We start from the raw sequence: 22,396 nt of genomic DNA, 5'->3' as shown, positions 1-22,396 counted from the left end.
GATGGACGAGGCGTGGGCGAGCCGGTTCAGGAACCGGAGCCGGAGCCCGAACTGGAGCCGGAACCTGAGCCGGAGGAGCTCGGCGCGCCGGAGCTCCCCGCAGCGGAGCCCGAGCCAGCGGGCTTCGACGCGGCAGGCTTCGCGTCGCTCGACGACGAGGATCCCGCTCCCTTCGCCGCTGCCGCTCGCGAGTCGGTGCGGTAGAAGCCCGAGCCGTTGAAGGTGACGCCGATCGAGCCGTACTGCTTGCGCAGGGCGCCGCCGCAGCGCTCGCACACGGTCAGCGCCGGCTCGGCGAAGCCCTGACGGGCGTCGAACGCGTTGCCGCACGCGGTGCAGGCATAGGCATAGACGGGCATGGATCAGCTCCTGGTGATGATGCGGATGACCCCGGACTGCGTGACGACGCCGTCGACGGGCTGGTCGTAGTCGGCGTGGGGCACGCTGTCGAAGAGCTCTTCGTCGTGCACGACCGCATAGACCGCAGGACAGTCTGCCATGGCGGCGATCGTCTTGTCGAAGAATCCGCGGCCGCCGCCGAGCCGCGAGCCATCGCGACCGATCGCGGTGGCGGGGATCAGCATCAGGTCGACCTCGTCGAGCGCCGTCGGCGGCAGCGCGTCGGCGGTGGGCTCCGGCATGCCGAGCGTCGACTCGACCGTCTCGGTGCCATCGTGCTCGGCCCAGTCGAGCAGACCGTCCTCGCGGATCACGGGCAGCAGCACGCGGATGCGCTGCTCGCCCGCCCACGCCAGGAACCGTCGGGTGTCGGGCTCGTCGGGGGTGGAGAGGTAGGCGGAGATCGTGCGGGCGCCGAGCGAGATGACGAGCTCCTGCAGGCTCGCGGCCACGCCGGCGGCGCGCTCGGAGGCGAAGGAGGCTCCGCGCGATGCGCGGGCGCCGCGCAGCTCGCGTCGCAGCTGCCGCTTGGCGTCCTCGATGGTCGTCTCGTCATCGCTCACAGCCCGGAATCTAGCGGCTCGGGGTGAGAAGCGGCCCGGGAGCGCGGGCTCGGCGGAATGTTCCGCGCGCCCGCGCGCTTGCACTGAGCGACGCGGCACGGCGCAGCACGGAGCACGGCGAGGAGCAGGGCGATGGACTACGGGCACGAGATCGAGTTCGGGGTGTTCATCACGCCGACGAACCAGCAGCCGCAGCAGCCGGTGCAGCTCGCGCAGCTCGCCGAGAGCGTCGGCTTCGACCTCGCCACCTTCCAGGACCACCCCTATCAGCCGGCCTTCCTCGACACGTGGACCCTGATGAGCTGGGTGGCGGCGCAGACGAGCAGCATCCGCCTCTCGCCGAACGTCGCCAACGTGCCGCTGCGGCCGCCGGCGGTGCTGGCGCGCTCGGCCGCGAGCCTCGACCTGCTCTCCGGCGGCCGCATCGAGCTCGGCCTCGGTGCCGGCGGCTTCTGGGATGCGATCGAGGCGATGGGCGGCACGAGGCTGACGCCCGGGCAGGGCGTCGACGCGCTGCGCGAGGCGATCACCATCATCCGCGCCATCTGGAGCACGAGCGAGCGCGGCGGCGTGCGGGTCGACGGGCAGCACCACCGCGCCACCGGCGCCAAGCGCGGGCCGCGCCCCGCGCATCCGATCCCCATCCACGTCGGCGCCTACAAGCCGCGGATGCTGCGCCTCACGGGCGAGCTCGGCGACGGCTGGCTGCCGAGCCTCGGCTACCTGCAGCCCGGCGACCTCGCGCGCGGCAACGACGCGATCGACCAGGCGGCGGCGCGGGTCGACCGCGAGCCGCACGAGATCCGGCGCATGCTCAACGTCGGCGCCGACCTGGCCGACGCAGACGGGGCGAAGCGGATGCTGGAGCTCGCCCTCGAGGACGGCATCGGCACGTTCATCGTCGCGACCGACGACCCGGGCGTCATGCAGCGCTTCATGGCGGAGGTCGCGCCGGTCGTGCGGGACGGCGTCGCCGCTGCGCGCGGCGACCGCGGCACCCCAGCAGCCCCGCGACTGGCTGCCGCCGCGCTCGCGCGCCGCGCTCCGGCGCTCGACTACGACGCGATCCCCGACAGCCTGCGCGCGACCGCCGTCGAGCCGGGCTCGTGGGAGTACCCCGAGCGCCAGCACACCTACCTGCGCGGCGGAGCCCCCGGGCTGCTGCTGCGGCCGACGAGCCCCGCGCAGGTCGCCGACGCGCTCGCCTACGCGCGCTCGCAGGGCGCGGCGGGGGCCGACGGCGGCCGCGTGCCGCTCAGCATCCGCTCGGCCGGCCACGGGATCTCGGGCCGCTCCACGAACGACGGCGGCATCGTCATCGACCTGGGTGCGCTCGATCGCATCGACGTGGTGGATGCCTCGCGGCGCCTCGTGCGCGTCGGAGCGGGCGCCACGTGGGGCCAGGTGGCTCGGGCGCTCGACGAGCACGGCTGGGTGATCAGCTCCGGCGACTACGGCGGCGTCGGCGTCGGCGGGCTCGCGACCGCGGGCGGCGTCGGCTTCCTCGGCCGCGAGCACGGCCTGACGATCGACCACATCGCGTCGATCGACGTCGTGCTCGCCGACGGCTCGCTCGTGCGGGCGAGCCGCGACGAGGAGGCAGAGCTCTTCTGGGGCATGCGGGGCGCCGGCGCCAACCTGGGCATCGCGGTCGCCTTCGAGCTGACCGCGCACGAGGTCGGCACGATGGGCTTCGCGCAGCTCGCCTTCGACGCGAGCGACACCGCCGACTTCCTCCAGCGCTGGGGCGCGACGACCGAGGCGAGCGACCGCGCGGTGACGCCGTTCCTGCTGCTCGGCGGCGACCAGCGCGGCCGCCCGCGCGTCGCGCAGGCGATGATCGCCGTGGACGAACCCGATGCCGAGGCGATCGTCGAGCACCTGCAGCTCTTCGCGGCGGTCGGCCCGCTCGTCGGGCAGCAGGTGGTGCAGACGCGCTACTCCGGCATCATCGACAACGCCGCAGGCGGCCCACACCGCGGGCACGGCGAGCCGACGACGCGCTCGGCGCTCATCGGCTCGATCACGCCGGAGGTCGCGGCGGCGCTCGCGGCCTTCCTCGACGCGGGCGTGCACCACTTCTTCCAGATCCGCGCCATGGGCGGCGCGATCGGCGACGTCCCGAGCGACGCGACGGCCTTCGCGCACCGCGAGGCGCTGTTCTCGGTGGTCGCCCTCGGCTCGCACCGCGCGCGCCTCGATGCCGCGTGGGATGCGCTGGTCGCGCCCCACGCCTCCGGCCTCTACCTCTCGTTCGAGACCGATCCGCGGCCGGAGCGGCTCACCGACGCCTTCCCGCCCGCCACGCTCGCACGCCTGCGGGCGCTGAAGGCGCGGGTCGACCCCGACAACCTCCTCCGCGACAACTTCGGCGTCGTCGAGGTGGCAGCCGCGGCCGTCTAGGCTCGACCTCGTGTTCGACAGCGCCCCTCGCCTCACCCACGGCGACGTCAGCATCCGGGGCATCAGGCTGCGCGACGCCAAGACGCTCGAGACGGAGCTGCAGGTCAACCGGCCCTGGCTCGAGCGCTGGGAGGCGACGCTGCCGGGCACGCATCCCAGCGGGCGCTTCGACACGCGCTCGTCGATCCGCTCGCTGCTCGACGCCGATCGCGCCGGCACGGGCCTCGCCTTCGCCATCGAGGTCGGCGGCGAGTTCGCCGGGCAGTTGAACGTCGCGTCGATCACGGGCGGGGCGCTCGGGTCGTCGACGCTCGGCTACTGGATCGCGCGACGCTTCGCCGGCAGGGGAGCGACCCCGATCGCGGTGGCGCTCGCGACCGACCACCTCATGCTCGGCATGGGGCTGCACCGCGTCGAGGTGTGCATCCGCCCCGAGAACCTCGCGAGCCTGCGCGTGGTCGAGAAGCTCGGCTTCCGCTACGAGGGCTGCCGCCGCCGCTACATCCACATCGACGGCGACTGGCGCGACCACCTGTGCTTCGCGCTCGTGCGGGAGGAGCTCGCCGAGCCGCTGCTGGGCCGCTTCCTCGCGGGCCGCGTGCCGCCCTTCGACCGCTCGGTCTACCCGGTCGACGTGGGTGGCGACCCTCGGGGAGCGACTTCGGCCTGAGGGTGCGCGAATTGCCGCGCGGCCTCCGGTGATCGGGGTGCACGCGCCACTACCGTGCAGGGCATGCCAGAGTTCGCAGGTCTCGGGACGTCGCTCGTCCTCATCGTCGCCGTCGTGCTCTGGATCGCGTACCTCGTGCCGGTCTGGACCCGCAAGCGGGAGTACCTCGCGACCGAGCGCAACGCGATCCGCCTGCAGCAGACGCTCCGCATCATGGCCGAGTCGGCCGAGGCGCCGGCAGAGGTGCAGATCGAGGCAGACGCCCGCACCATCGCGGTGCAGCAGAAGGCGGTCGCCAAGGAGGCGCGCCTGAAGCAGGCCATGGAGCACGCGAAGGCCGTCGCCCGCGCGCGAGAGCTCGACGAGCAGATCAAGGCGGTCGAGCGCGAGGTGCGCGCGGCCGTGAGGTCGAGCGTGTCGCGGGCGCAGCGCCTGCGACGCACGCGCCTGGCCTGCTTCGCCCTCGTGCTGCTCGGCATCGGCGCGGTCGTCGCCGGCGCGCTCGTGCCGGGCCTGCAGGTGCTGCTGGCGCTCGGCGCCGCGGTGGCTGCGCTGAGCGTCGTCGGGCTCGTGGCGGTCAACGCGTCGGCGACGCGGATGCGTCGGGTCGCCGCGGCGACGGCGCCGCGCGTGCGCGACCTGGGCGAGGCCCGCGAGGTCGCCGCCGAGGCGGTCGCGACCGAGGCGCGGATGGCGGAGCAGGTGGTGGCTCGGAGCGCGCAGCGCACCGGTGAGGTCGTGGGCGCGAGCCGTGAGCGGCGCGCCCAGCAGCGCGCAGCGCAGCGCGCCGAGCAGAGCGCGCCGCAGCGCTCGGCGCACGACGCGGGTCAGCGCAACGCGCACGGCGCCGGTCGCGGCGCTGGGCAGCGCACCGACGAGGTGGTCGCCTCGCGGGCCTGGACCCCCCGGCCGCTGCCCGAGCAGCGCCTGCCCGCGCAGTACGAGCCTGCGCGCCACCCGAGCGACGACCTGCTCGCCCGCGCCAGGCGGCAGCTCGCCGAGGATCGTCGCGCGATCTCGGGCCCGCTCGCCCGCGTCACGCCGCTCGAGCCGACCTTCGAGGACATCATCGGCGGCGACGAGGGTGCTGAACTGAGCGATCAGGAGCGCCGCTTGGCCCAGACCCAGCCCGCGCTCCCGATCCGAGAGGTGCAGCGCAGCCGGGGCGTCGCCGTCGCCGAGGCCCTCGAGGTGCAGCGCGTGGTCGACCCGATCGAGACCGCTCCCGACGAGCACCGCCTCGCGACGGGTGCGGCGCAGCCCGCCGCCGCCGCGCCTGCGCCCGCGTCGCGCTCGAGGTTCGCCTCCATGGGCGTGGTCGGCGACGACCTCTCCGGCGTCGACGTCGTCGCCGCGTTCCGCCGCCGCGTCGGCTGACGCAGCCGCACGGTGCGCGCTGAGCGCACCGGCGCAGCGGCGAGGCGCTCCTGCTGCTCCCTGAGCCGCTCCGCGCCGCAGGCGCTGAGCGTGTCGAAGTGCGTGTCGAAGTGCGTGTCGAAGTGCGTGTCGAAGGACGGGGATTTCGCAGAACCCAGCCGCGTCGGATAGCATCATCCGGTCCGGGCCCGTGGCGCAGTTGGTAGCGCGTCTCGTTCGCAATGAGAAGGTCGGGGGTTCGATTCCCCCCGGGTCCACCATGGAAGAGCCCCGCTTCGGCGGGGCTCTTCGCGCGTTCAGGCCTCCGTGACCGCCGACGTGTCGACGCACACGACCGCCCGGTTGCCGTCCTGATCGGCGATCACCGTCAGCGCCGGCGCCTGGCTGTCGTCCACGACCGTGCCGCCGGCGGCCAGCGCCGCAGCGATCCGCTCAGGCGCGACCTCCGCGGCGACGTAGACCTCGACGTGGAAGCGCTGCTGCGCCGCCGCATCCGCGCTGCGCGCCGCATCCGCCGTCTCCGCCGCATCTCCGAACCACAGGTTCGGCACGCGCCCCGACGCGTCCCGGATCTCGTCGCTCGGCGAGCCGTGCCCCTGCGATGCGGGATCGCCCGTCAGCAGCGCAGCCCAGACAGGCGCGATGACCGCTGACCGCGTCGTGTCGAGCCCGAGCTCCATGACGCTCACGGCCCCGGGGTCGGCATCGAGCCCGAGCTCGCGAGCGAGCTCGGTGATGCGCGCAGCGGCATCGAGATCGAGCTGCGTCACCCACGAGACCACGTGCTCGACCTCCGCCGACTCGCGGTAGACGGCGTCGTCGCTGATCAGCTTCAGGTCGACGTAGCCGGGACCGATCGCCACGATCGGGTGCCGACCCAGCGCATCGCCCGCGTCGCCGATCGCCGCGACGAACCGCGCAGCAGCACCGAAGTCGCGCACCCGGTAGCGCGCGTGGAGCCCCTGCGCCAGCTTGCGCCAGTCGGTGAGTGCAGCGTCTGCGATCTTCGTGCCTGACAGCATCTCCATGTGCGGCGACCTCTCGTCGCCGCAACGCTCCCACGCGACGGGCGCTGAGGGAAGAGCTCAGCGGATGCCGCGCTCAGGGGTAGGGCGTGAGGTCGAGCTCCTCGAACGCGACGACCTCGTTCGCCCAGCGGGTGGCGACGAACTCCTGGTGGTGCGGATGCGCGTCGTACGCCGCGTAGGCGGCCTCGTCGGCGAAGGTCATCGCGAACTGGAAGGCGTAGCCGCTCTTCTCGCTCGTCTGCCGGCTGACGGTGAACTCCTCGACGCCCGGGATCGCCCGGAGCACCGCGGGGCCCGCGGTCAGGAAGCCTCGCTCCTCGTCGGAGCCGGGCGCGTGGGCGAGGGTGAAGGCGACGGTGTGACGGATCATGGGCTCAGGCTATCCACGCAGGCTCGCGGCGAGCGCGCTCGGTAGCCTGGCCCCGTCCACCGACGCCGATGCAGGAGACGCACCCGATGAGCGCCAACCGCAAGCGACGCCGCGCCGAACGACGGGTGAAGCCCGGCGACGGCCACCAGCTGAAGCCCTTCCGGTGGTGGCAGCTGCTCTCGCGCACGCTCTTCCACGCGCGGATGCGCGGGGAGTCCGGGGCGGTCGAGACCTGGAGCGTCGACGTGGCGCTCTGGGGCGACAAGGACGGCGACGTCGCGGCCAAGCTCTACCGCGAGGGCGTCAACCAGGCGGTCTCGAAGCTGCCCGCCGCCTTCCCGGTGCCGGGCGGTGCGATCGAGGTCGCCGCCAGCGGCTACGGCATGCGGCGCTGCCACTTCGTGGACGAGGCCGGCAACGCCCGACAGCTGACGCCCGATCCGGCGACAGCCGAGGGGCGGCGACTGCGACTGCACCGCACGCGCCCTGGGCTCAGCCGCGCCATCGGGGCCGTCTCGGTGCTCGTGCTGCTCGTCTCCCTCGTGCTCGGCGTGCCGCAGATCATCGAGCAGGTCACGAGCATCCCGCCGATCGCCGAGCGCATCGGCACCTTCGAGAGCCCGCTGCAGCTGCCGGCGTGGGCCAACGTGTCGCTCGTCGTCGGCGCGCTCGTGGCGAGCTCGGAGCGCGCGCTGCGACTGCGCTACCACTGGCTGCTCGACGGAGGACTGTTCGACGGCGAGGAGTAGCGGGCAGGATGGCCGCATGAGCGATCGATACGAGGTGGGCGACAAGGTCAGCTGGAACTCGGAGGCAGGCCGCGTCTCCGGCGAGGTGACGAAGGTGCACACGAGCGACTTCGAGTTCCTGGGGCGCACGCGCCGCGCGAGCGCCGACGAGCCGCAGTACGAGGTGCAGAGCGACAAGACCGATGCGAAGGCCGCGCACAAGGGCTCGGCGCTGCGCAAGCGCTGAGCGGGCGCGGGGAGCAGCGAGCGAGCGCCGGATCCTGCCGCAGCCGCCTCAGGCCCGCGTCGCCTCCGCGTCCTTGTCCCGCAGGATCGCCGGCAGCACGATGTGCGCGTCGGGGATCATGCCGGGCGTCACGCGCTTGCGGAAGATCCAGTAGCTCCACGCCTGGTAGGCGAGGATGATCGGCAGGCTCACGGCCACCACGATCGTCATCACGCCCAGCGTGTACGGGCTGTTCGCTGCGTTCATGAGCGTGAGGTCGAAGGCCGGGTCGACGGTCGAGGGCAGCAGCCGCGGGAACATGCCCGCGAAGACCGCGCCGCTGCCGAACAGGCCGAACGCGGCGTAGCCGATGAACGCGAGCCCCTCCCTGCGACGGCGCGCGTGCGCGAAGCCGAAGACGGCGCCGGCGACCGCGAGCAGCACGAGCGCCCAGGAGAAGGCGGTGCCGCCGTGCTCGAGCTGCACCCAGACCGCCCAGATCGCCGCGGGCGCCAGGCACAGCGGCGCCCACGTCGCGGCGAAGCGCGCCGAGCGCTCCCGCACCTGGCCGTCGGCCTTCAGCGCCAGGAACGTCGCCGAGTGCGCGAGCGCGAAGCCCACGACGGCGAGCCCGCCGATGAGCGCGGGTGCGCCGACCCACGCGAAGGGCCCGCCGACGCGGTCGCCGTTGCCGTCGATCGGTAGGCCGAGGGAGGTGAGCGCGAGCATCGCGCCGACGCAAGACGCGGCGATGAGCGAGCCGATGCCGATGCACGCCGTCCAGAGCGAGCGCCAGCGCTGCGTGTGCACCTTGCCGCGCCACTCGATGGCGACCGCGCGGATGATGAGGCCGACGAGCGCGATCGTCAGCGGCACGTAGAGGGTGGAGAACAGCGAGGCGTACCACTCGGGGAACGCCGCGAAGGTGCCGGCGCCCGCGGTGATCAGCCACACCTCGTTGCCGTCCCAGACGGGCCCGATCGTGTTGAGCATGACGCGGCGCTCGCGCTCGTCCCGGCTGGCGAACAGCATCCGCATGCCGACCCCGAGGTCGAAGCCCTCGAGCAGCAGGTAGCCGATCCACAGCACGGCGATCAGCACGAACCAGGTGATGGCGAGCGGTTCCATGGGTGCTCCTCCTCCGCGGGCTAGTAGGCGAACGACAGCACGTCGTCGCGGCGGCCGCTGCGGCCGTCAGGGTCGTCGGATGCGTCGGGGTCATCGGGATCGTCGTCGTGCCCGCGCCCGTGGCCGTGCGCGGGATCGAGCTCCGGCATCGCGCTCGCGACGCCGCCGCGCACGTACTTCACGAGCAGCGTCAGCTCGACCACCAGCAGCGCCGCGTAGATCGCGGTGAGGGTGATGACGGAGAAGAGCAGCTCGCCCACCGTGACGCCGGGGGAGACGGCGGCCGCGGTGAACATGAAGACGCCGTCGATGCCGGAGGGGTCGGGGTTCGGAGCGACCACGAAGGGCTGGCGGCCGATCTCGGTGAAGATCCAACCGGCGATGTTGCCGGCGAAGGGGGCGAGGATGCCGAGGATCGCGAGCCGCATGATCCAGTGCGACGACGGCACCGTGCCCTTGCGGGTCAGCCACAGCGCCACGACGGCGCCGAAGGCGGTGATGCCGCCCAGGCCGATCATCAGGCGGAAGCCCCAGTACGTCACCCACATCGGCGGCACGTACTGCACCTCGCTGCCGGCGAAGGAGCCGTAGAGCGCTTCGTCGGGGATCGTCTCGCCGTACTGATCCTGGTAGATCGGCTCGAGGTCGGAGATGCCGGGCATGTCGGCGCCCCACTCGCCGGTGCCGAGGAACCCGAGCAGCCCCGGCACCTCGATGAGCGTCACGACCTGCGAGCAGTCCGTCGCCCCCGGGTCGCCGAGCGACAGGATCGAGAACGCCGAGCCGGTGTGGCATGCGGCTTCCGCAGAGGCCATCTTCATCGGCTGCTGCTCGTACATGAGCTTGCCCTGCCAGTCGCCGGTGAGCGTGAGCCCGCCGAAGGCGACGATGCCGAGCACGGCGCCGAAGCGGAGGGACCACAGCCACACGCCGTGGTCGGTGCGGTCGCGACCGACGACGCTCGGTGCCTCGCCGACGATGACGCGTCCCGAGGCATCCGTCGTGTCGATCGCGTCGTGGCGCCGCCGCCACAGGTGGTACCAGCTGATGCCGATGAGGAACATGCCGGCGACGATGAGGGCGCCGAAGATGGTGTGCGTGAACGCGGCGAGCGCCGTGTTGTTGGTGAGCACCGCCCAGACGTCGGTCATGACGGGGCGCCCGTCGGGGCCGAGCTCGACGCCGACGGGGTGCTGCATCCACGAGTTGGCGACGATGATGAAGTACGCCGAGAACCACGAGCCGATCACCGCGCACCAGAGGGCGGCCAGGTGCAGGCCCTTGCGCAGGCGGCCCCAGCCGAAGATCCAGATGCCGATGAAGGTCGACTCGGCGAAGAAGGCCAGCAGCCCCTCGAGCGCGAGCGGGGCACCGAAGACGTCGCCGACGAAGCGGGAGTACTCGCTCCACGCCATCCCGAACTGGAACTCCTGCACGAGGCCGGTGGCGACGCCGAGGATGAAGTTGATCAGGAAGAGCTTGCCCCAGAACTTCACCATGCGCAGGAACCGCTCGTCCCCCGTGCGCACCCAGATGGTCTGCATGATGGCGATCACCATGCCGAGGCCGAGCGTGAGCGGCACGAGCATGAAGTGGTAGACGGTCGTGATGCCGAACTGCCACCTGGCGATGTCGAGGACTTCCACGCGGGCACTCCTTCGCAGCGGGCGAGCGCTCCGGGGAGGGCTCCTGGCGGGGTCTCCGCCTGTCTCGATTCTACGTCATGTAGAACTAGTTCGACACCCTGTCGAAGAAATTTGACGTGGCGTAGAATGGCGAGCGGATGGGTGGCGCAGGACGCGCGCGATCACGAGCGACGGACGCTCTGCAGGTGATCCGGCCGCGCCGAGGGAGTTCTTCCCCCGGCGGTCAGAGACCGCCTGCAGAACGGAAGCAGGGAGAGACATGGGAACGCTCGGCGAGCTGGAGCGCACGGTGATGGACGCCGTGTGGGATGCGCCGGCGCAGCTGACCGCCTACGACGTGCAGGAGCAGCTCGAGGCCAGCGGGCGCGCGCTCGCCGCGACGACGCTGCTCACCGTGCTGTCGCGCCTGGAGAAGAAGGGCTTCGTCGCCTCGGATCGCTCGGTGCGGCCCTACCGCTACACGGCGGTCGGCTCGCGCGCCGACCACGTCGCCGAGCTCATGCACTCGGTGCTCGGGGAGTCGCGCGACCGCACCGCGGTGCTCGAGCGCTTCGTCGGCAGCGTCTCGAGCGAGGACGCCGAGCTGCTGCGCTCGCTGCTGCGCGACGGGAGCTGAGCCGGGCATGGTGCTCGGGGCGACGGCGCTCGGGGCCGGGGGCGCGCTCGGGCTGATGGCCGCTCCGACGCCCGATGGTGCGCTCAGGCTCGCGACGGCTCCCGTGCTCGACGGCGCTCTCGTCATCCCGCACGCGGCGCTCGTCTGGGCCGCCGGGCTCCTGTGGCTCGCCTCGCTGCTGCTCGCGTGGCCCGTCCCCGTGCGGCTCTCGCGCGCCGAGTGGCCGATGCGGTCGCCCGTGCTCGCGCTCCTGGTGTGGCAGGGCGTCGGCCTCGCCGGTGGCTTCGCGATGATCGGGGCGCTCGCCCTCACCGGCCTCGCTGCCGCGCCGGCGCTGCCGCCGGAGCTCGCGCATCCGTGGGTCGTGCTGCTGCCGGCGGTGCTCTTCGCCGCCTACCTGCTGACGCACCTCGGGATCACGATCGTGCAGGTCACGCGGCAGCGCCATCGCCACCTGAGCCTGCTCGACCTGCTGAGCGCGCCCCATCCGACCAGGGCCCGCACGCGGGTGCTCGACGACGCGGTGCCGGTCGCCTACTGCCTGCCGCGCGGGGCCGGCTCGGTGACGGTGCTGTCGCAGGGGTTGCTCGACCGGCTCGACGCCGACGAGCTGGTCGCGGTGATCGCCCACGAGCGCGCGCACGTCGAGCAGCGTCACGACATCCTGCTGCTGGCGTTCCGGGCGTGGCGGTCGGCGCTGCCGTGGTTCCCGGTCGCGGCGCTCGCGGATGCCGAGGTCGCTGCGCTCGTCGAGATGCTGGCCGACGACCACGCCCGGCGCGAGGTGCGCGACGAGGTGCTCGCGCGAGCGATCCTGCAGGTCGGCGCGAGCGGCGTGCCCGGGGCGGAGCGCGATGCGGCGGGCTCGAGCCGCGGCAGCGACCGGTTCCGCCGGCTCGTGGCGTAGGCGCGCGAGACCCTCGACCCGCTGGGCGGTGCTCGGAGCGCTGTCGCGGCTCGGCGTGCTGCCTGGCCGGTCGAGCGTCGGGGCCGGGCGGTCAGCGCAGCCGCACCACCGCATCCGCCGGGCGGCGGTCGTCGGCCCGGTGCGAGACGAGCAGCACCACGCGGTCGGCGGTCGCCGCGCGCACGTCGGCCATCATGGCGGATGCGGTGGGCGCGTCGAGGTGCGCCGTCGGCTCGTCGAGCAGGATCAGATCGGCGCGGGTGAGCAGGGCGCGTGCGACGGCGAGACGCTGGCGCTCTCCGCCGGAGAGCGCGGAGCCGCCCGCGCCGACGCGGGTGCCGAGCCCGTCGTCGAGCGTCTGCAGCAGCGGGCCGAGGCCGGCCCGCTCGAGCGCCGCGCGCAGCTCGGCGTCATCGGCGGCGTCGTCGCGCGCGCGGGCGAGCTGCAGGTTGCCGCGGAGCGTCGAGTCGAAGACGTAGGCATCCTGCGGACACCACGCGACGCGCGAGCGCCAGGCCCGCTCGTCGAGCTCGCTGAGGGGCGTGGTCGCCCGGTCGTCGCCCGCTCGCACCTCGCCGGTGTCGACCGGCAGCGCTCCCATCACGGCGGAGAGCAGCGTGGACTTGCCCGAGCCGGACGGCCCCTCGAGCACGAGCCAGCGCCGCGAGGAGGCGGTGCCGGAGACTCCCTCGACAGCCGGCGTCGGCATGCCGGGGTAGCGCACCGCGACCTCGTCGAGCTCGACCCGCGTGACCGTGGACGCGGGTGCCCCCTGGCCCCACGTCGGCGTCGGGGCGGGGCGCAGGATGGGGCCCAGCCGCGCGAGCACGGCGCGCATCGCGGGGATGCGGTGCACGGCTGCGACGAGGTCCGTGAGCGGCTCGAGGAGGGCGAGCGAGAGGAGCGCGATGACCGCCGCGCCCTCGCCCGAGAGCCCGGGCGACAGCGATCCGCCGAGCACGGGCACGAGCACGGCGAGCGTCGTGACGGCGCCGGTGACGACGGCCGAGCCGAGGCCCGCAGCCCACGCGGCTCGGCGCTCGGCGCTCGCGAGCCGCTCGGCGACGTCGTCGAGCTGCGCGAGCGCGGCGTCGGCGATGCCGTTGCCGCGCAGATCCGCGGCCGCTGCGGCGAGCGCCGAGCTGCCGCGCACGAGCTCGGAGCGCGCGCCGATGCGCTCGGCGGCAGCGCCGCGCTCGGCCGCGATCGCGAGCGCTGCCGCGATGGCGGTGGCGAGCACGAGCACGAGCGCGACCAGCAGCGTGAGCTGCGGTGCGACGAAGCCGGTCGTCACGACGGCACCGGCGATCACGACGACCCCGACCGCGATCGGCGGCACCACGCGCGGCAGCTGGTCGCGCAGCTCGTCGGCGAGCGTCACGAGGTAGTCGAGCGGCGCTCCGCCCTCGAGCAGTCGGCGCGAGCCGGCTCCGCGCGCGGCGATCGAGCGCCACAGCCGCAGCCGCAGCGCGTCGACCACGGTGAACGCGGCGTCGTGCGTGAGGAGCCGGTCGGCGTAGCGGCCCACCGAGCGGAAGATCCCGAACGCCCGCACCCCGACGATCGCGACCATCAGCACCATGATGTGCTCCTCGATGGTCGCCCGCACGATCAGCCAGCCCGAGACTGCGGTGAGCGCGAGGCCCATCGAGACGTCGATCGCCGCGATCGAGACGGAGGCGAGCCAGCGCGGGAGGTGCGGGGCGATGAGCGTGCGGAGGCGCAGCGGGGCGTTCGGGCCGGAGGTGCCGGGGATGCCGGGGGCCGCGGTCGCTCGACGCGTGCCGATGCCCTCGGGGCTCTCGTCGACCGGCGAGCTGGATGCGGTGGCCCGCGGTTCGAGCGGCAGGGGCTCGCGACGGGCCGCGTCTCCGGCGTCGGGCTCCTCGATCGGCGGCGCGGTGTCGGGCGCAGCGACAGGAACGGTCGCGGTCGCGAGGGCCGTCGTCTCGGGCTCGTGGCTCGCCAGCACGACGACGGCGCGCCCGGCGCGGCGCGCGATCGCGGCGCGCACCAGGTCGGCGGAGGCGCGATCCAGGTGCGCGGTCGGCTCGTCCAGCACGAGCAGCGTCGCGCCGGCATCCACGCGAGCGAGCGCCCGTGCCACGGCGAGCCGCCGCAGCTCGCCCGGGCTCAGCTCGGCGACGGCGCTGTCGGCGACGCGACCGAGCCCCAGCTCGTCGAGCGCCGCGACCGGGTCGGCGCCGGAGAGGACCAGCTCGGCGCGCGGCGTCGTCGCGAACGCGCGCGGTGCCTGCGGGGCCCAGGCCACCGCATCCGGCTGCACGCCCGTGATGCGCCCGTCGATCTCGGCGTCGTCGGGGAGGGCTCCCGTGAGGGCGGCGAGCAGCGTCGACTTGCCCGCGCCGGAGGGCCCGGCGATCGAGACGATGCCGGCCAGGGTGGCCGTCACCGGGGTGAGGGCAGGGCCGTCGCGGCCGGGGTAGCGGACGCTGAGGGCGCGGAGGCGGATGACGGGTCGCGTCGTGGGGGTGCCGGTGGTCTCGCGACGCGCGCCCGCGGCGGGCTCCTCGACCAGCGGGTGGGCGGGCTCCTCGACGGACGGGTCGGCGCGCACGTCGACGCGGGCCGGCCGATCGATGATGGCCTGCGACCGGTCGAGGGCGGCCAGGCCGTCCTGCGAGGCGTGGAAGGCGGTGCCGACCTGGCGCAGCGCGTTGAACGCCTCGGGCGCCAGGATCAGGGCGAGCAGCGCCGGCTCCAGCGTCATCGTGCCGCTCAGGAGCCGCAGCCCGAGGAAGACCGCCACGATCGCCACCGAGATCGTCGCGATCAGCTCGAGCGCCAGCGCCGACAGGAAGGCCCAGCGCAGCGTCTGCTGCGTGCGCTCGCGGTAGCCGCGCTGCAGCTGCTCGAGCGCTGACGCCTGCTCGTCGACGCGGCCGAGCCCGACGAGCACGGGGAGCCCGCGGGCGAGCTCGGCGAGGTGGTCGGCGAGCCGGGTGAGGGCGCCGAGCGCCTCATCGGTGCGCTGCTGGGTGTGCTTGCCGATCAGCACCATGAAGAACGGGATGAGCGGCACGGTGAGCACGATGATGAGGGCGCTGACCCAGTCGGCGCCGAGGATGCGGATGCCCACCAGCATCGGCACGACCGCCGCCGCGATGACGGCCGGGATCGTCTGCACGTAGTAGTCGTCGAGGTCGTCGAGCCCGTCGGTGGCGAGCACCGCGGTGCCGCCTCCCGCGGTCCCGGTCGCGACGCGGGAGGCGCCGTCGGCTCCGGCTGCCGCTGCGGCGCCGCGTCCGCTGCTCGCGGGCCCTCCCGCCCGGTCGCCCGTCGCGATCTGCTGCCAGAGCTGACCGCGGATGCCCCGCTTGACGTCGGTGGCGATGCGGCGCGCCAGCACGGAGGTGCCCCACTCGGCGCCGGATCGCAGCAGCGCGCCGGCGATCCCGACGATCAGCACGACGCGCAGCGCCTCGGCGCTGAGACCCACGCCGCCCGCATCCGCCGCGGCCAGGCCCGCGATGCCGCGCGCGATCGCCTCCGCGATCAGCACGAGCCCGGCGGCGCGCAGGGCTGCGAGCAGGCCCAGCAGGTAGGTGCGGATCCGCGGCACCGGCCCGAGCGTCGGCCGCCGGAAGCCCGGCGTCGACGCGGCGCGCTGCGCCTCGATCACCCACGGGTCGCGGCTCGGCGGCTGCGCCGCGCCGTGCTCGACAGGTGTCTCGGATCCGGGGCGCGGCACGCATCCATCGTCTCATTCGCCGCTATGCGCCACCCATCGCTCGGACTCTGCCATCGGGGGCGGATGCGCGCGGATACGATGACGGCCATGACAGCCCCCGACCCTGTGGAGCGCTTCATCCGGGAGCACGTCGCGAGCGGTCTGGCGCTCAACGCCACGGACGACCCGGGCAGCCACGCGGCGTACATCGTGGCCGCGGCGAGGGCGCGAGGCTTGCGCGTCGAGCAGGTCGGGCAGCAGCACTGCTACTTCTTCGGGCCGCACGGCGTGGTGGGCGGCATCAAGAACATGGCGACGTCGCTCGTGAGCACCACTGCGATCTCGGCGTCGAACTCGAAGCACGTGTCGAAGCTGCTGTTCCTGCAGCACGGGATCCCGGTGCCGCGCGGGGAGCGCTTCGCGCGCGACGCGTACGACCGGGCGCTCCAGCACCTGCGTTCCGCGAGTGGGCCGCTCGTCGTGAAGCCGGATGGGGGCCGCGGTGGCGAGGCCGTCGCTGTCGGCGTCCGCAGCGAGGCGGCCTTCGCGCAGGCCTGGCGTGCCGCGGCCGCGTCGAAGGAGAGCATCGGTGTGGTCGTCGAGGAGCAGGTCGAGGGGGTCGACGTGCGCGTGCTCGTGGTGGAGGGCCGCGCGGTCGCCACGGCCTCGCGCATCCCGGCGTTCGTCGTCGGGGACGGCGCGAGCTCGATCACCCGCCTCGTCGAGGCGAAGGGCGAGATCCGCAAGCGCCACCGCTACCTCGCGCGGCTGCCGATCCAGCCGGATGCCGCGTGGCTGGCCCAGCGCGGGCGCTCGCTCGAGACGGTGCCGCGCGAGGGCGAGATCGTCACCGTCAACGGCGCCGCGAACCTCTCGCAGGGCGGTGAGCACATCGACGTCACCCAGCGCGTCCACCCCGACGCGCTGCGCCTCGCTGTGCGCGCCGCTGCGAGCATCCCCGGCATGGGCGTGTCGGGGATCGACCTCATGCTCCCGGCCCTCGAGTCGGCCGACGGCGCGGTGGTGCTGGAGGCGAACACGGGCGCGAACCTGTCGATCCACCACGTGCCGGGCTACGGTGCGCCCGTCGATGTCGGCGCGGCGATCGTGGATGCGATGCTGGCGCGGGAGGCCGCGAGCGTCGGTGCCTGGCGGCGCTTCCGGCGCACACCCGCCGGCCGGCGCGCCGCGCGAGTGGCTCGCGCGATCACGCGCACGCGATGATGCAGACCTGGTCGTCGCCCTGAGCCGCCGGAGCCCGCGCGCCGCGCAGACGACGCGCGTCCGTGCGCGACGTGGAGCCGAGGCCCTGCACGTTTCCTGACGGGATCCTGCGTTGCGCTCGCGGTGCGCACCGGTGAGGCTGAGCCCCATGGAGCGGATCAGGCTGACCCTCGACGACGCCGAGTACGGCGCGGTGCACGACGCGCGCCGAGAGCTCGAGGGCGCCGGAGCGCTCGCACCCGACGAGGTGGTGATCACCACGCTGGCCGGCGGCAGGGGCCGACCGAACCAGGCGTTCATCGCCGAGACGCTGCTGATCGTCGGCGGCGTGCTGGCGCTCGCGAAGCTGCTGCATCGCTGGTGGCGCGAGGCGCAGCCCGGCATCGTCATCGATCTGCGAGCGGATGCCGCCCGGAACGTCTACCGCGACGACGCGCTGCCGGGCAACGTGGTCGTGACGATCACGGCCGACGGCGCCGCTGCCACCGTGCAGGTGCTCGACGAGGGCGTCGATGCCGTCGAGCGGATCCTCGGCAAGATCATCGACGCCGTGGCGACGCCCGCAGCGACGATCGGGGATCGGATCGTGGACCTGCTGCTCGATGCGCTCGAGGGCGAGCTCGCCGACGTCGAGGCGGGCGCGCAGGGCACCACCGAGCGCGTGCACGGCGTGCGCTAGCGCGGGTCGCGCCTCATAGGAAGTCGGCCAGGCCCCTCAGCAGCCGGTCGATCTCGGCGTCGTCGTTGTAGGGCACGAGGCCCACGCGCATGCCCGCGTCCACGTCGAGCCGCAGCGCCGCGAAGGGCTCGAGGGCGTAGAAGCTGCCGGCGGGGGCCACGACGTCGCGCTCGGCGAGGAAGCGGTAGCCGTCGAAGGGATCGCGGTCGGCGAAGGTGAAGAAGAGGGTCGAGGTGCGGTCGCGCGCGACGGAGTGCAGCGCGACCCGGTCGCCGAAGCCTGCCAGCCCCTCCTCCACGCGACCGCGCAGGCGCAGCTCGTGCCGCTCGATCGCCTCGTTGGCCGCGACGAGGCGCTCGCGGCGGGTGGTGCCCTCGCCGAGGCTCGCGATGAAGTCGACCGCTGCCGCGGCGCCTGCCATGAGCTCGTAGGGCAGCGTGCCCAGCTCGAAGCGCTCGGGCACGGCGTTCGACGACGGCAGCAGCTTGTCGGGCTCGAGCGTCTCGAGCAGCGCCGGCGCTGCGGCGAGGGCGGCGCAGTGCGGCCCGTACAGCTTGTAGGGCGAGCACACCAGCAGGTCGGCGCCGAGCGAGGCCATGTCGACGCTCGCGTGCGCCGCGAAGTGCACGGCGTCGACGAAGACGAGTGCGCCGACCTGGTGCGCGCGGGCGGCGATGCGCGCGACCGGCGGCATGGTGCCGATCAGGTTGGATGCGGCCGTGACGGCCACGAGGCGCGTGCGGTCGTTGACCAGCTCGTCGAGGGAGCCGAGGTCGAGGTCGCCGCTGGCGGGGTCGAGCGGCAGCCATCGCACGACGGCGCCGACGCGCTCGGCCGCCTGGATCCAGGGGCGCACGTTCGAGTCGTGGTCGAGCTGCGACACGACGACCTCGTCGCCCGCTGTCCAGGTCTTCGAGAGCGTGCGGGAGAGGTCGTAGATGAGCTGGGTGGCGCTGCGGCCGTAGACGATGCCGTCGGGGTCGGCCCCGAGCAGGTCGGCGTAGGCGCTGCGGAACGCGGCGACGGCCGCGTCGGCGTTGCGCTCGCTGCGCGCGACGGTGCCGCGGTTGGAGAGCGGTGCGGTGATCGTGCGGGCGATCGCCTCGCCGACGACAGCCGGCGTCTGCGTGCCGCCCGGTCCGTCGAAGTGCGCGAGCCCTGACTCGAGCGACGGGAACTGGGCGCGCAGCGCTGCGACATCGAGGCTCGCGGTATCGAGGCTCACGGTGCTCCTTCGGCGGCGGCTCGCTCGGATCGAGCCGGGTGCTGCCACTCTCTCACCTCGACGGTGTGATCCCGGAGGTGCGTGGCATCCCGGGCGAGCGCGATGCGCGCTGCGCGCGAGTGCGCCCGCGCCGACTTGTGGCGTCGGCGCGGGCGCGGGCCGCTAGGCCGCGGTGGAGCCGTCGGGCTTCGGGATGACGGTGAGCACCCGGCGCACGAACTCGTCGTACGTCTGCATCCAGGTGGAGAGGAACTCCTTCGACGACTCGTCGGCGACGGCGTCGTCGTCGTCGAGCAGGTCGTCGGTGAACTGGATGTAGGCCTCGATCTCGTTCATGATCGGGGCGTTGCAGAACGACATGATCGACTTCAGGTGCTGCTGCGCGACGGCGGTGCCGATCGCCCCGGGCGAGGTGCCGATGATGCCGACCGGCTTGTGGCTCAGGGCGTTCTCGCCGTAGGGCCGCGAGGCCCAGTCGATCGCGTTCTTCAGCGCGCCGGGGATCGAGCGGTTGTACTCGGGGGTGACGATCAGGATGCCGTCCGCGTCGGTGATCGCCTGCTTGAGCGCCACCGCCTCGGGCGGGTAGTCGTCGTCGCGATCGCGGTCGTACAGCCCGAGGGTGTCGATCTCGATGAAGCTGAGCTCGAGGCTGTCGGGCGCCAGCTTCATGAGGGCGTTCGCGAGGCGGCGGTTGATCGACGAGGCCGCGATGCTGCCACAGATCACGCCGATCGTGTACGGGGGTTCGTGGTGGTAGGTGTCAGCCATGGCGCCAGCATGCACCCGTGACCTGGACGCCCCGTGACCGCCGACGCCGATTCTCCACAGGTGTGGAGTGTGTCGCAAGCGGATTGCAAGGGAGGCGGATCATGATGAGCGCATGACGATCTACACGCTCGACAACGGAGTCGAGTACCAGGTGGCGGAGTGCCCGCTGTGCGAGCTGCGAGCGCCGCGCGTCCGCGCCTGGGACGGGCTCCTGCACTGCCACCGCTGCGACATGATGTGGCGGGAGACGCCGACGGCGGCCGCGCGTCCGGCGGCACACGCCCCGACAGGGTCGCGGCGCCCCCACGCCGCATGAACGGGAGGTGCGGGGTCCTCCGGGCGAGGGTGCGCAGCAGTCGCGTCGCCTCGACGGCCCCGCCCGCGTCAGGAGGGCTGCGCGACCCCGGCGACGATCTCCTGCAGGGCCTCCACGTGGCCGCGGTAGGCCCGCTTGCCCGCCGGCGTCAGCGTGAGCCAGATGCGGCGGGAGTCGCGCGCCGCGCGCTCCTGCGCGACGTAGCCCGCCTCGACGAGCGCCGCGACCTGCTTGCTGAGCGCGGAGGCGCTGATGCCCACCGCATCCTTGACGACGGCCAGCTCGACCGTCGCGCCGGCGTCGAGCATCGCGCAGATGCGCAGCCGGTGCGTCGGGTGGATGACGGGATCGAGCTGCGCGGTCACCGGCGAGTGCTCCGCAGGTGCAGCACGGAGGCGAGGGCGTAGGCGACGATCGCCCCGACGGTGCAGGCGATGATCGCCCAGGGCAGCTCGGCCGCGCGCGCGAGCATGGCCAGCAGCACGAAGGCCCCGGATGCCGCGACGAGGATGCGGAATCCGCGGCTGGTCGGGATGGCGAACGGCGTGCCCATGCGGCGGCCCGCCCCGTAGTTGAGCGCTGCCATGGCGCTCGCGAGCGCGACCACGACGATCGCGCCGATCATGGACGAGGGGATGAGGCCGGCGATCGCCACCCCGCCCAGCAGCAGCGCGTTGGCGGGGTAGAGCCAGAGCGGCCAGGGGCGGTCGCGCACGGCACGCTCGGCAGCGGCGACCGCGGCGAGGCTGGCGGCGGCATCCCCACGGTCAGGTGTCTGCTCGATGGTTTCCATGGTGGAAACGATAACCGATCGTTTCCGGCCGGGCAACTACTTCTGCGAGGCGGCGCTGCGTGGGCTCGGCGCGCGGTACCTCCGGCAGCTACGCCTCCGCCTGCTCCGGCTCGCTCAGCGCGGCATCGCCCTCCGCGATGAAGCGGTAGACGAGCGCGTCCACGCGCTGCTGCTTCGGCAGCGACAGCGCAGCGACCAGCAACCGGCGCGACGACAGCACCGGCGCGGGTGTGGTCGCGAGGTCGTACTCCGAGTAGCCCGCGGCGCCCCACTTCGACATCCGGTGCTCCCAGTGGAAGAGGTCGTAGAAGTCGTACCCCCGCAGCGCCTCGACCGAGAAGTCGCAGAACTCCATCCAGCGCCCCAGCTCGGCGATGAGCGCCGGGTCGTGCTGGAAGGCGGAGGAGGTGAACTTGCTCGCCAGCAGCTCGGGCCGGAGGTCGCGGTCGTCGGTGGTGCGATACATGCCGGTGATGATCGCCCCGCCGACGCCGAAGATCGTCGCGGCCTTCGCCGGCGCGGCGAGGTACAAGGCGTTCGCGAGGTTCGCGTACCGCTGCCAGGTCGGGAAGGTGGTGCGGTACAGCTTCGCGAACTGCGACGTCGGCGACAGCTGCGGCACGTCGAGGGTGAGGTGCCGCAGGCCGGCGGTGACCGCGATGCGATCGGCGGTCAGCAGGTCGGTGCGCGTCGACTTCTCGGGGCGATGCAGGGGGTGATAGGTCAGCGCGACGGCGTCGGCCTCCCGCAGGTCGGCAAGGCCCGCCTGGAGCACCGCGCGCGAGTCGCGCCCGGCGGTGAGCGTGAGCACGGTGACGTCCGCGACCGAGATCCAGTTGCGCACCTGCTGCCCGAGCTCGTCGCGGAAGGCCTCGGCGGCCTCGCGCGCGGGCAGCTCGACGCGGTCTGCGCGGGGCCAGAAGCGCTCGTGCCGCGCATCGGTGCCGCGGATGCTGAGGCGCGCGTTCGCGAAGACCTGGCCGACGTCGTCGTGGCCGGTGATGAGGCCCGGCAGCCACCTGCCCGCGGGATCCTCGTAGTCGGGGTGCGCGGCGACCCAGCGCTTGCGCGAGCTGCCCAGCCCGCCGGCGAGCTGCGACAGGATCTCGGTGTGCGAGGCGATCGCGACGCCGCCGGTGCCGCGGTGGAAGAAGGCGGAGCGCGAGGCGAGCGGATCGCCGTAGACGTCGAGCCGCTCGCCGCGGGCGACCAGCACCACGTACCTGCCGGAGACCCACGCGATCGACTCGTCGAGCGCATCCGTCTGCGCCGCATGCCCCGTCTGGCGAGACAGCGCCTGCAGGATGCGCTCGGCGACGCGGTCGCGCCGCTTCGGGCCGGCGTCGTCGAAGGCCTGGCCGAGCACGAGCACCTCGGCCACCGCGGAGCGCGCCGCCTGGCGCTCGAGCACCGGGTCGAGGCGCACGTGCCAGCGGCCGACGGTCAGGTGATCCCAGCCCTCGCGCGGCGCGAAGGGCGTGGGGCCGTCGGTGACGACGAAGCCCTTGGCGAAGGTGTTCGCGTAGCCCCACACCTTGTAGCCGGGGCGCAGCTGCTGCTCACGGCGACGGAGGTCGGCGAGCGCCTGCCGTCGCCGGTGCTCGCGGCGCTTGCCGAGCAGGGCGTCGAGCATGGC

22 protein-coding genes and 1 tRNA gene are annotated in these 22,396 nt (G+C 73.5%); 11 read left to right on the top strand and 12 right to left on the bottom strand.

What is annotated here, in order from left to right:
• Nucleotides 1-26: 26 nt before the first annotated feature.
• Both AA0Z99_RS08650 and AA0Z99_RS08645 read right to left on the bottom strand, forming a co-directional pair.
• Nucleotides 27-359, bottom strand: a complete 333-nt coding sequence (locus AA0Z99_RS08650; RefSeq protein ID WP_413316695.1) for an FmdB family zinc ribbon protein — start codon at nucleotides 357-359, stop codon at nucleotides 27-29.
• A gap of 3 nt (nucleotides 360-362) precedes the next feature.
• On the bottom strand, nucleotides 363-962 hold the full coding sequence (locus AA0Z99_RS08645; RefSeq protein WP_413316694.1) for a 5-formyltetrahydrofolate cyclo-ligase: 600 nt from the start codon (nucleotides 960-962) through the stop codon (nucleotides 363-365).
• 132 nt (nucleotides 963-1,094) lie between these two features.
• Between AA0Z99_RS08645 and AA0Z99_RS08640 the strand changes: the two genes are divergently transcribed.
• The 4 genes from AA0Z99_RS08640 to AA0Z99_RS08625 all read left to right on the top strand — a co-directional run bounded on the left by AA0Z99_RS08640 (nucleotide 1,095) and on the right by AA0Z99_RS08625 (nucleotide 5,672).
• A complete protein-coding gene (locus AA0Z99_RS08640) occupies nucleotides 1,095-3,365 on the top strand; it encodes an LLM class flavin-dependent oxidoreductase (RefSeq protein ID WP_413316693.1) in 2,271 nt (756 codons plus the stop codon).
• 10 nt (nucleotides 3,366-3,375) lie between these two features.
• Nucleotides 3,376-4,035, top strand: coding sequence for a GNAT family N-acetyltransferase (locus AA0Z99_RS08635; RefSeq protein WP_413316692.1), 660 nt, complete (start codon nucleotides 3,376-3,378; stop codon nucleotides 4,033-4,035).
• Between the two features lie 63 nt (nucleotides 4,036-4,098).
• Nucleotides 4,099-5,412: a hypothetical protein gene (locus AA0Z99_RS08630; protein ID WP_413316691.1), complete on the top strand. Its 1,314-nt coding sequence runs from the start codon at nucleotides 4,099-4,101 to the stop codon at nucleotides 5,410-5,412.
• 184 nt (nucleotides 5,413-5,596) lie between these two features.
• Nucleotides 5,597-5,672: transfer RNA gene (locus tag AA0Z99_RS08625), tRNA-Ala, on the top strand.
• A gap of 36 nt (nucleotides 5,673-5,708) precedes the next feature.
• Here the strand turns inward: AA0Z99_RS08625 and AA0Z99_RS08620 are convergent.
• Both AA0Z99_RS08620 and AA0Z99_RS08615 read right to left on the bottom strand, forming a co-directional pair.
• Complete coding sequence (locus tag AA0Z99_RS08620) at nucleotides 5,709-6,440, bottom strand: VOC family protein (protein WP_413316690.1); 732 nt, start codon at nucleotides 6,438-6,440, stop codon at nucleotides 5,709-5,711.
• Nucleotides 6,441-6,513: 73 nt separating this feature from the next.
• Nucleotides 6,514-6,810 carry a Dabb family protein gene (locus AA0Z99_RS08615; protein ID WP_413316689.1) on the bottom strand — a complete coding sequence of 99 codons (297 nt, stop codon included), beginning with the start codon at nucleotides 6,808-6,810 and terminating at the stop codon, nucleotides 6,514-6,516.
• 86 nt (nucleotides 6,811-6,896) lie between these two features.
• Between AA0Z99_RS08615 and AA0Z99_RS08610 the strand changes: the two genes are divergently transcribed.
• Together AA0Z99_RS08610 and AA0Z99_RS08605 are read left to right on the top strand one after the other, a co-directional pair.
• A complete protein-coding gene (locus AA0Z99_RS08610) occupies nucleotides 6,897-7,559 on the top strand; it encodes a hypothetical protein (protein ID WP_413316688.1) in 663 nt (220 codons plus the stop codon).
• Nucleotides 7,560-7,575: 16 nt separating this feature from the next.
• A complete protein-coding gene (locus AA0Z99_RS08605) occupies nucleotides 7,576-7,785 on the top strand; it encodes a DUF2945 domain-containing protein (protein ID WP_413316687.1) in 210 nt (69 codons plus the stop codon).
• Between the two features lie 48 nt (nucleotides 7,786-7,833).
• Here the strand turns inward: AA0Z99_RS08605 and cydB are convergent, their stop codons facing one another.
• Both cydB and AA0Z99_RS08595 read right to left on the bottom strand, forming a co-directional pair.
• Nucleotides 7,834-8,892, bottom strand: coding sequence for a cytochrome d ubiquinol oxidase subunit II (cydB, locus tag AA0Z99_RS08600; protein WP_413316686.1), 1,059 nt, complete (start codon nucleotides 8,890-8,892; stop codon nucleotides 7,834-7,836).
• Between the two features lie 20 nt (nucleotides 8,893-8,912).
• Nucleotides 8,913-10,538, bottom strand: coding sequence for a cytochrome ubiquinol oxidase subunit I (locus AA0Z99_RS08595; RefSeq protein ID WP_413316685.1), 1,626 nt, complete (start codon nucleotides 10,536-10,538; stop codon nucleotides 8,913-8,915).
• Between the two features lie 259 nt (nucleotides 10,539-10,797).
• On the opposite strand from AA0Z99_RS08595, the gene AA0Z99_RS08590 reads away from it, so the two are divergent.
• Complete coding sequence (locus AA0Z99_RS08590) at nucleotides 10,798-11,154, top strand: BlaI/MecI/CopY family transcriptional regulator (protein WP_413316684.1); 357 nt, start codon at nucleotides 10,798-10,800, stop codon at nucleotides 11,152-11,154.
• A gap of 7 nt (nucleotides 11,155-11,161) precedes the next feature.
• A complete protein-coding gene (locus AA0Z99_RS08585) occupies nucleotides 11,162-12,061 on the top strand; it encodes a M56 family metallopeptidase (RefSeq protein WP_413316683.1) in 900 nt (299 codons plus the stop codon).
• 91 nt (nucleotides 12,062-12,152) lie between these two features.
• On the opposite strand, the gene cydC is transcribed toward AA0Z99_RS08585, so the two are convergent.
• A complete protein-coding gene (gene cydC / locus AA0Z99_RS08580; protein ID WP_413316682.1) occupies nucleotides 12,153-15,773 on the bottom strand; it encodes a thiol reductant ABC exporter subunit CydC in 3,621 nt (1,206 codons plus the stop codon).
• A gap of 87 nt (nucleotides 15,774-15,860) precedes the next feature.
• Between cydC and AA0Z99_RS08575 the strand changes: the two genes are divergently transcribed.
• Both AA0Z99_RS08575 and AA0Z99_RS08570 read left to right on the top strand, forming a co-directional pair.
• Entirely contained in the window at nucleotides 15,861-16,976 is a 1,116-nt protein-coding gene (locus tag AA0Z99_RS08575; protein ID WP_413316681.1) for a hypothetical protein, read from the top strand.
• A gap of 148 nt (nucleotides 16,977-17,124) precedes the next feature.
• Nucleotides 17,125-17,655, top strand: a complete 531-nt coding sequence (locus tag AA0Z99_RS08570) for a hypothetical protein (RefSeq protein WP_413316680.1) — start codon at nucleotides 17,125-17,127, stop codon at nucleotides 17,653-17,655.
• 13 nt (nucleotides 17,656-17,668) lie between these two features.
• On the opposite strand, the gene AA0Z99_RS08565 is transcribed toward AA0Z99_RS08570, so the two are convergent.
• Both AA0Z99_RS08565 and AA0Z99_RS08560 read right to left on the bottom strand, forming a co-directional pair.
• Complete coding sequence (locus tag AA0Z99_RS08565; protein ID WP_413316679.1) at nucleotides 17,669-18,880, bottom strand: cysteine desulfurase-like protein; 1,212 nt, start codon at nucleotides 18,878-18,880, stop codon at nucleotides 17,669-17,671.
• Between the two features lie 162 nt (nucleotides 18,881-19,042).
• Nucleotides 19,043-19,651: an NADPH-dependent FMN reductase gene (locus tag AA0Z99_RS08560; protein WP_413316678.1), complete on the bottom strand. Its 609-nt coding sequence runs from the start codon at nucleotides 19,649-19,651 to the stop codon at nucleotides 19,043-19,045.
• 112 nt (nucleotides 19,652-19,763) lie between these two features.
• Here AA0Z99_RS08560 and AA0Z99_RS08555 point away from each other — a divergent pair, with 112 nt between their 5' ends.
• Nucleotides 19,764-19,967, top strand: coding sequence for a hypothetical protein (locus AA0Z99_RS08555; protein ID WP_413316677.1), 204 nt, complete (start codon nucleotides 19,764-19,766; stop codon nucleotides 19,965-19,967).
• Between the two features lie 68 nt (nucleotides 19,968-20,035).
• On the opposite strand, the gene AA0Z99_RS08550 is transcribed toward AA0Z99_RS08555, so the two are convergent.
• The 3 genes from AA0Z99_RS08550 to AA0Z99_RS08540 form a co-directional block, all read right to left on the bottom strand.
• Entirely contained in the window at nucleotides 20,036-20,332 is a 297-nt protein-coding gene (locus tag AA0Z99_RS08550; protein WP_413316676.1) for a transcriptional regulator, read from the bottom strand.
• Nucleotides 20,329-20,760, bottom strand: coding sequence for a hypothetical protein (locus AA0Z99_RS08545; protein WP_413316675.1), 432 nt, complete (start codon nucleotides 20,758-20,760; stop codon nucleotides 20,329-20,331). Before AA0Z99_RS08545 ends, AA0Z99_RS08550 begins: the two co-directional genes overlap by 4 nt.
• Nucleotides 20,761-20,848: 88 nt before the next feature.
• Entirely contained in the window at nucleotides 20,849-22,393 is a 1,545-nt protein-coding gene (locus tag AA0Z99_RS08540) for a hypothetical protein (protein ID WP_413316674.1), read from the bottom strand.
• Between the last annotated feature and the right edge of the window lie 3 nt (nucleotides 22,394-22,396).

This window comes from Agrococcus phoenicis, assembly GCF_047302415.1.
In the GTDB taxonomy this organism is placed as follows: Bacteria; Actinomycetota; Actinomycetes; order Actinomycetales; family Microbacteriaceae; genus Agrococcus.
The sequence above is the reverse complement of the archived record's forward strand: the minus strand, read 5'-3'. Positions and strand labels throughout refer to the sequence as shown.

Bases quoted from the DNA above. Each gene is read 5' to 3' on its own strand.
- AA0Z99_RS08650 (WP_413316695.1), bottom strand. From the start codon at position 359: ATGCCCGTCTATGCCTATGCCTGCACCGCGTGCGGCAACGCGTTCGAC.
- AA0Z99_RS08640 (WP_413316693.1), top strand. From the start codon at position 1,095: ATGGACTACGGGCACGAGATCGAGTTCGGGGTGTTCATCACGCCGACG.
- AA0Z99_RS08630 (WP_413316691.1), top strand. From the start codon at position 4,099: ATGCCAGAGTTCGCAGGTCTCGGGACGTCGCTCGTCCTCATCGTCGCC.
- AA0Z99_RS08620 (WP_413316690.1), bottom strand. From the start codon at position 6,440: ATGGAGATGCTGTCAGGCACGAAGATCGCAGACGCTGCACTCACCGAC.
- AA0Z99_RS08615 (WP_413316689.1), bottom strand. From the start codon at position 6,810: ATGATCCGTCACACCGTCGCCTTCACCCTCGCCCACGCGCCCGGCTCC.
- AA0Z99_RS08610 (WP_413316688.1), top strand. From the start codon at position 6,897: ATGAGCGCCAACCGCAAGCGACGCCGCGCCGAACGACGGGTGAAGCCC.
- AA0Z99_RS08605 (WP_413316687.1), top strand. From the start codon at position 7,576: ATGAGCGATCGATACGAGGTGGGCGACAAGGTCAGCTGGAACTCGGAG.
- cydB (WP_413316686.1), bottom strand. From the start codon at position 8,892: ATGGAACCGCTCGCCATCACCTGGTTCGTGCTGATCGCCGTGCTGTGG.
- AA0Z99_RS08590 (WP_413316684.1), top strand. From the start codon at position 10,798: ATGGGAACGCTCGGCGAGCTGGAGCGCACGGTGATGGACGCCGTGTGG.
- AA0Z99_RS08585 (WP_413316683.1), top strand. From the start codon at position 11,162: ATGGTGCTCGGGGCGACGGCGCTCGGGGCCGGGGGCGCGCTCGGGCTG.
- AA0Z99_RS08575 (WP_413316681.1), top strand. From the start codon at position 15,861: ATGACAGCCCCCGACCCTGTGGAGCGCTTCATCCGGGAGCACGTCGCG.
- AA0Z99_RS08570 (WP_413316680.1), top strand. From the start codon at position 17,125: ATGGAGCGGATCAGGCTGACCCTCGACGACGCCGAGTACGGCGCGGTG.
- AA0Z99_RS08560 (WP_413316678.1), bottom strand. From the start codon at position 19,651: ATGGCTGACACCTACCACCACGAACCCCCGTACACGATCGGCGTGATC.
- AA0Z99_RS08555 (WP_413316677.1), top strand. From the start codon at position 19,764: ATGACGATCTACACGCTCGACAACGGAGTCGAGTACCAGGTGGCGGAG.
- AA0Z99_RS08545 (WP_413316675.1), bottom strand. From the start codon at position 20,760: ATGGAAACCATCGAGCAGACACCTGACCGTGGGGATGCCGCCGCCAGC.
- AA0Z99_RS08540 (WP_413316674.1), bottom strand. From the start codon at position 22,393: ATGCTCGACGCCCTGCTCGGCAAGCGCCGCGAGCACCGGCGACGGCAG.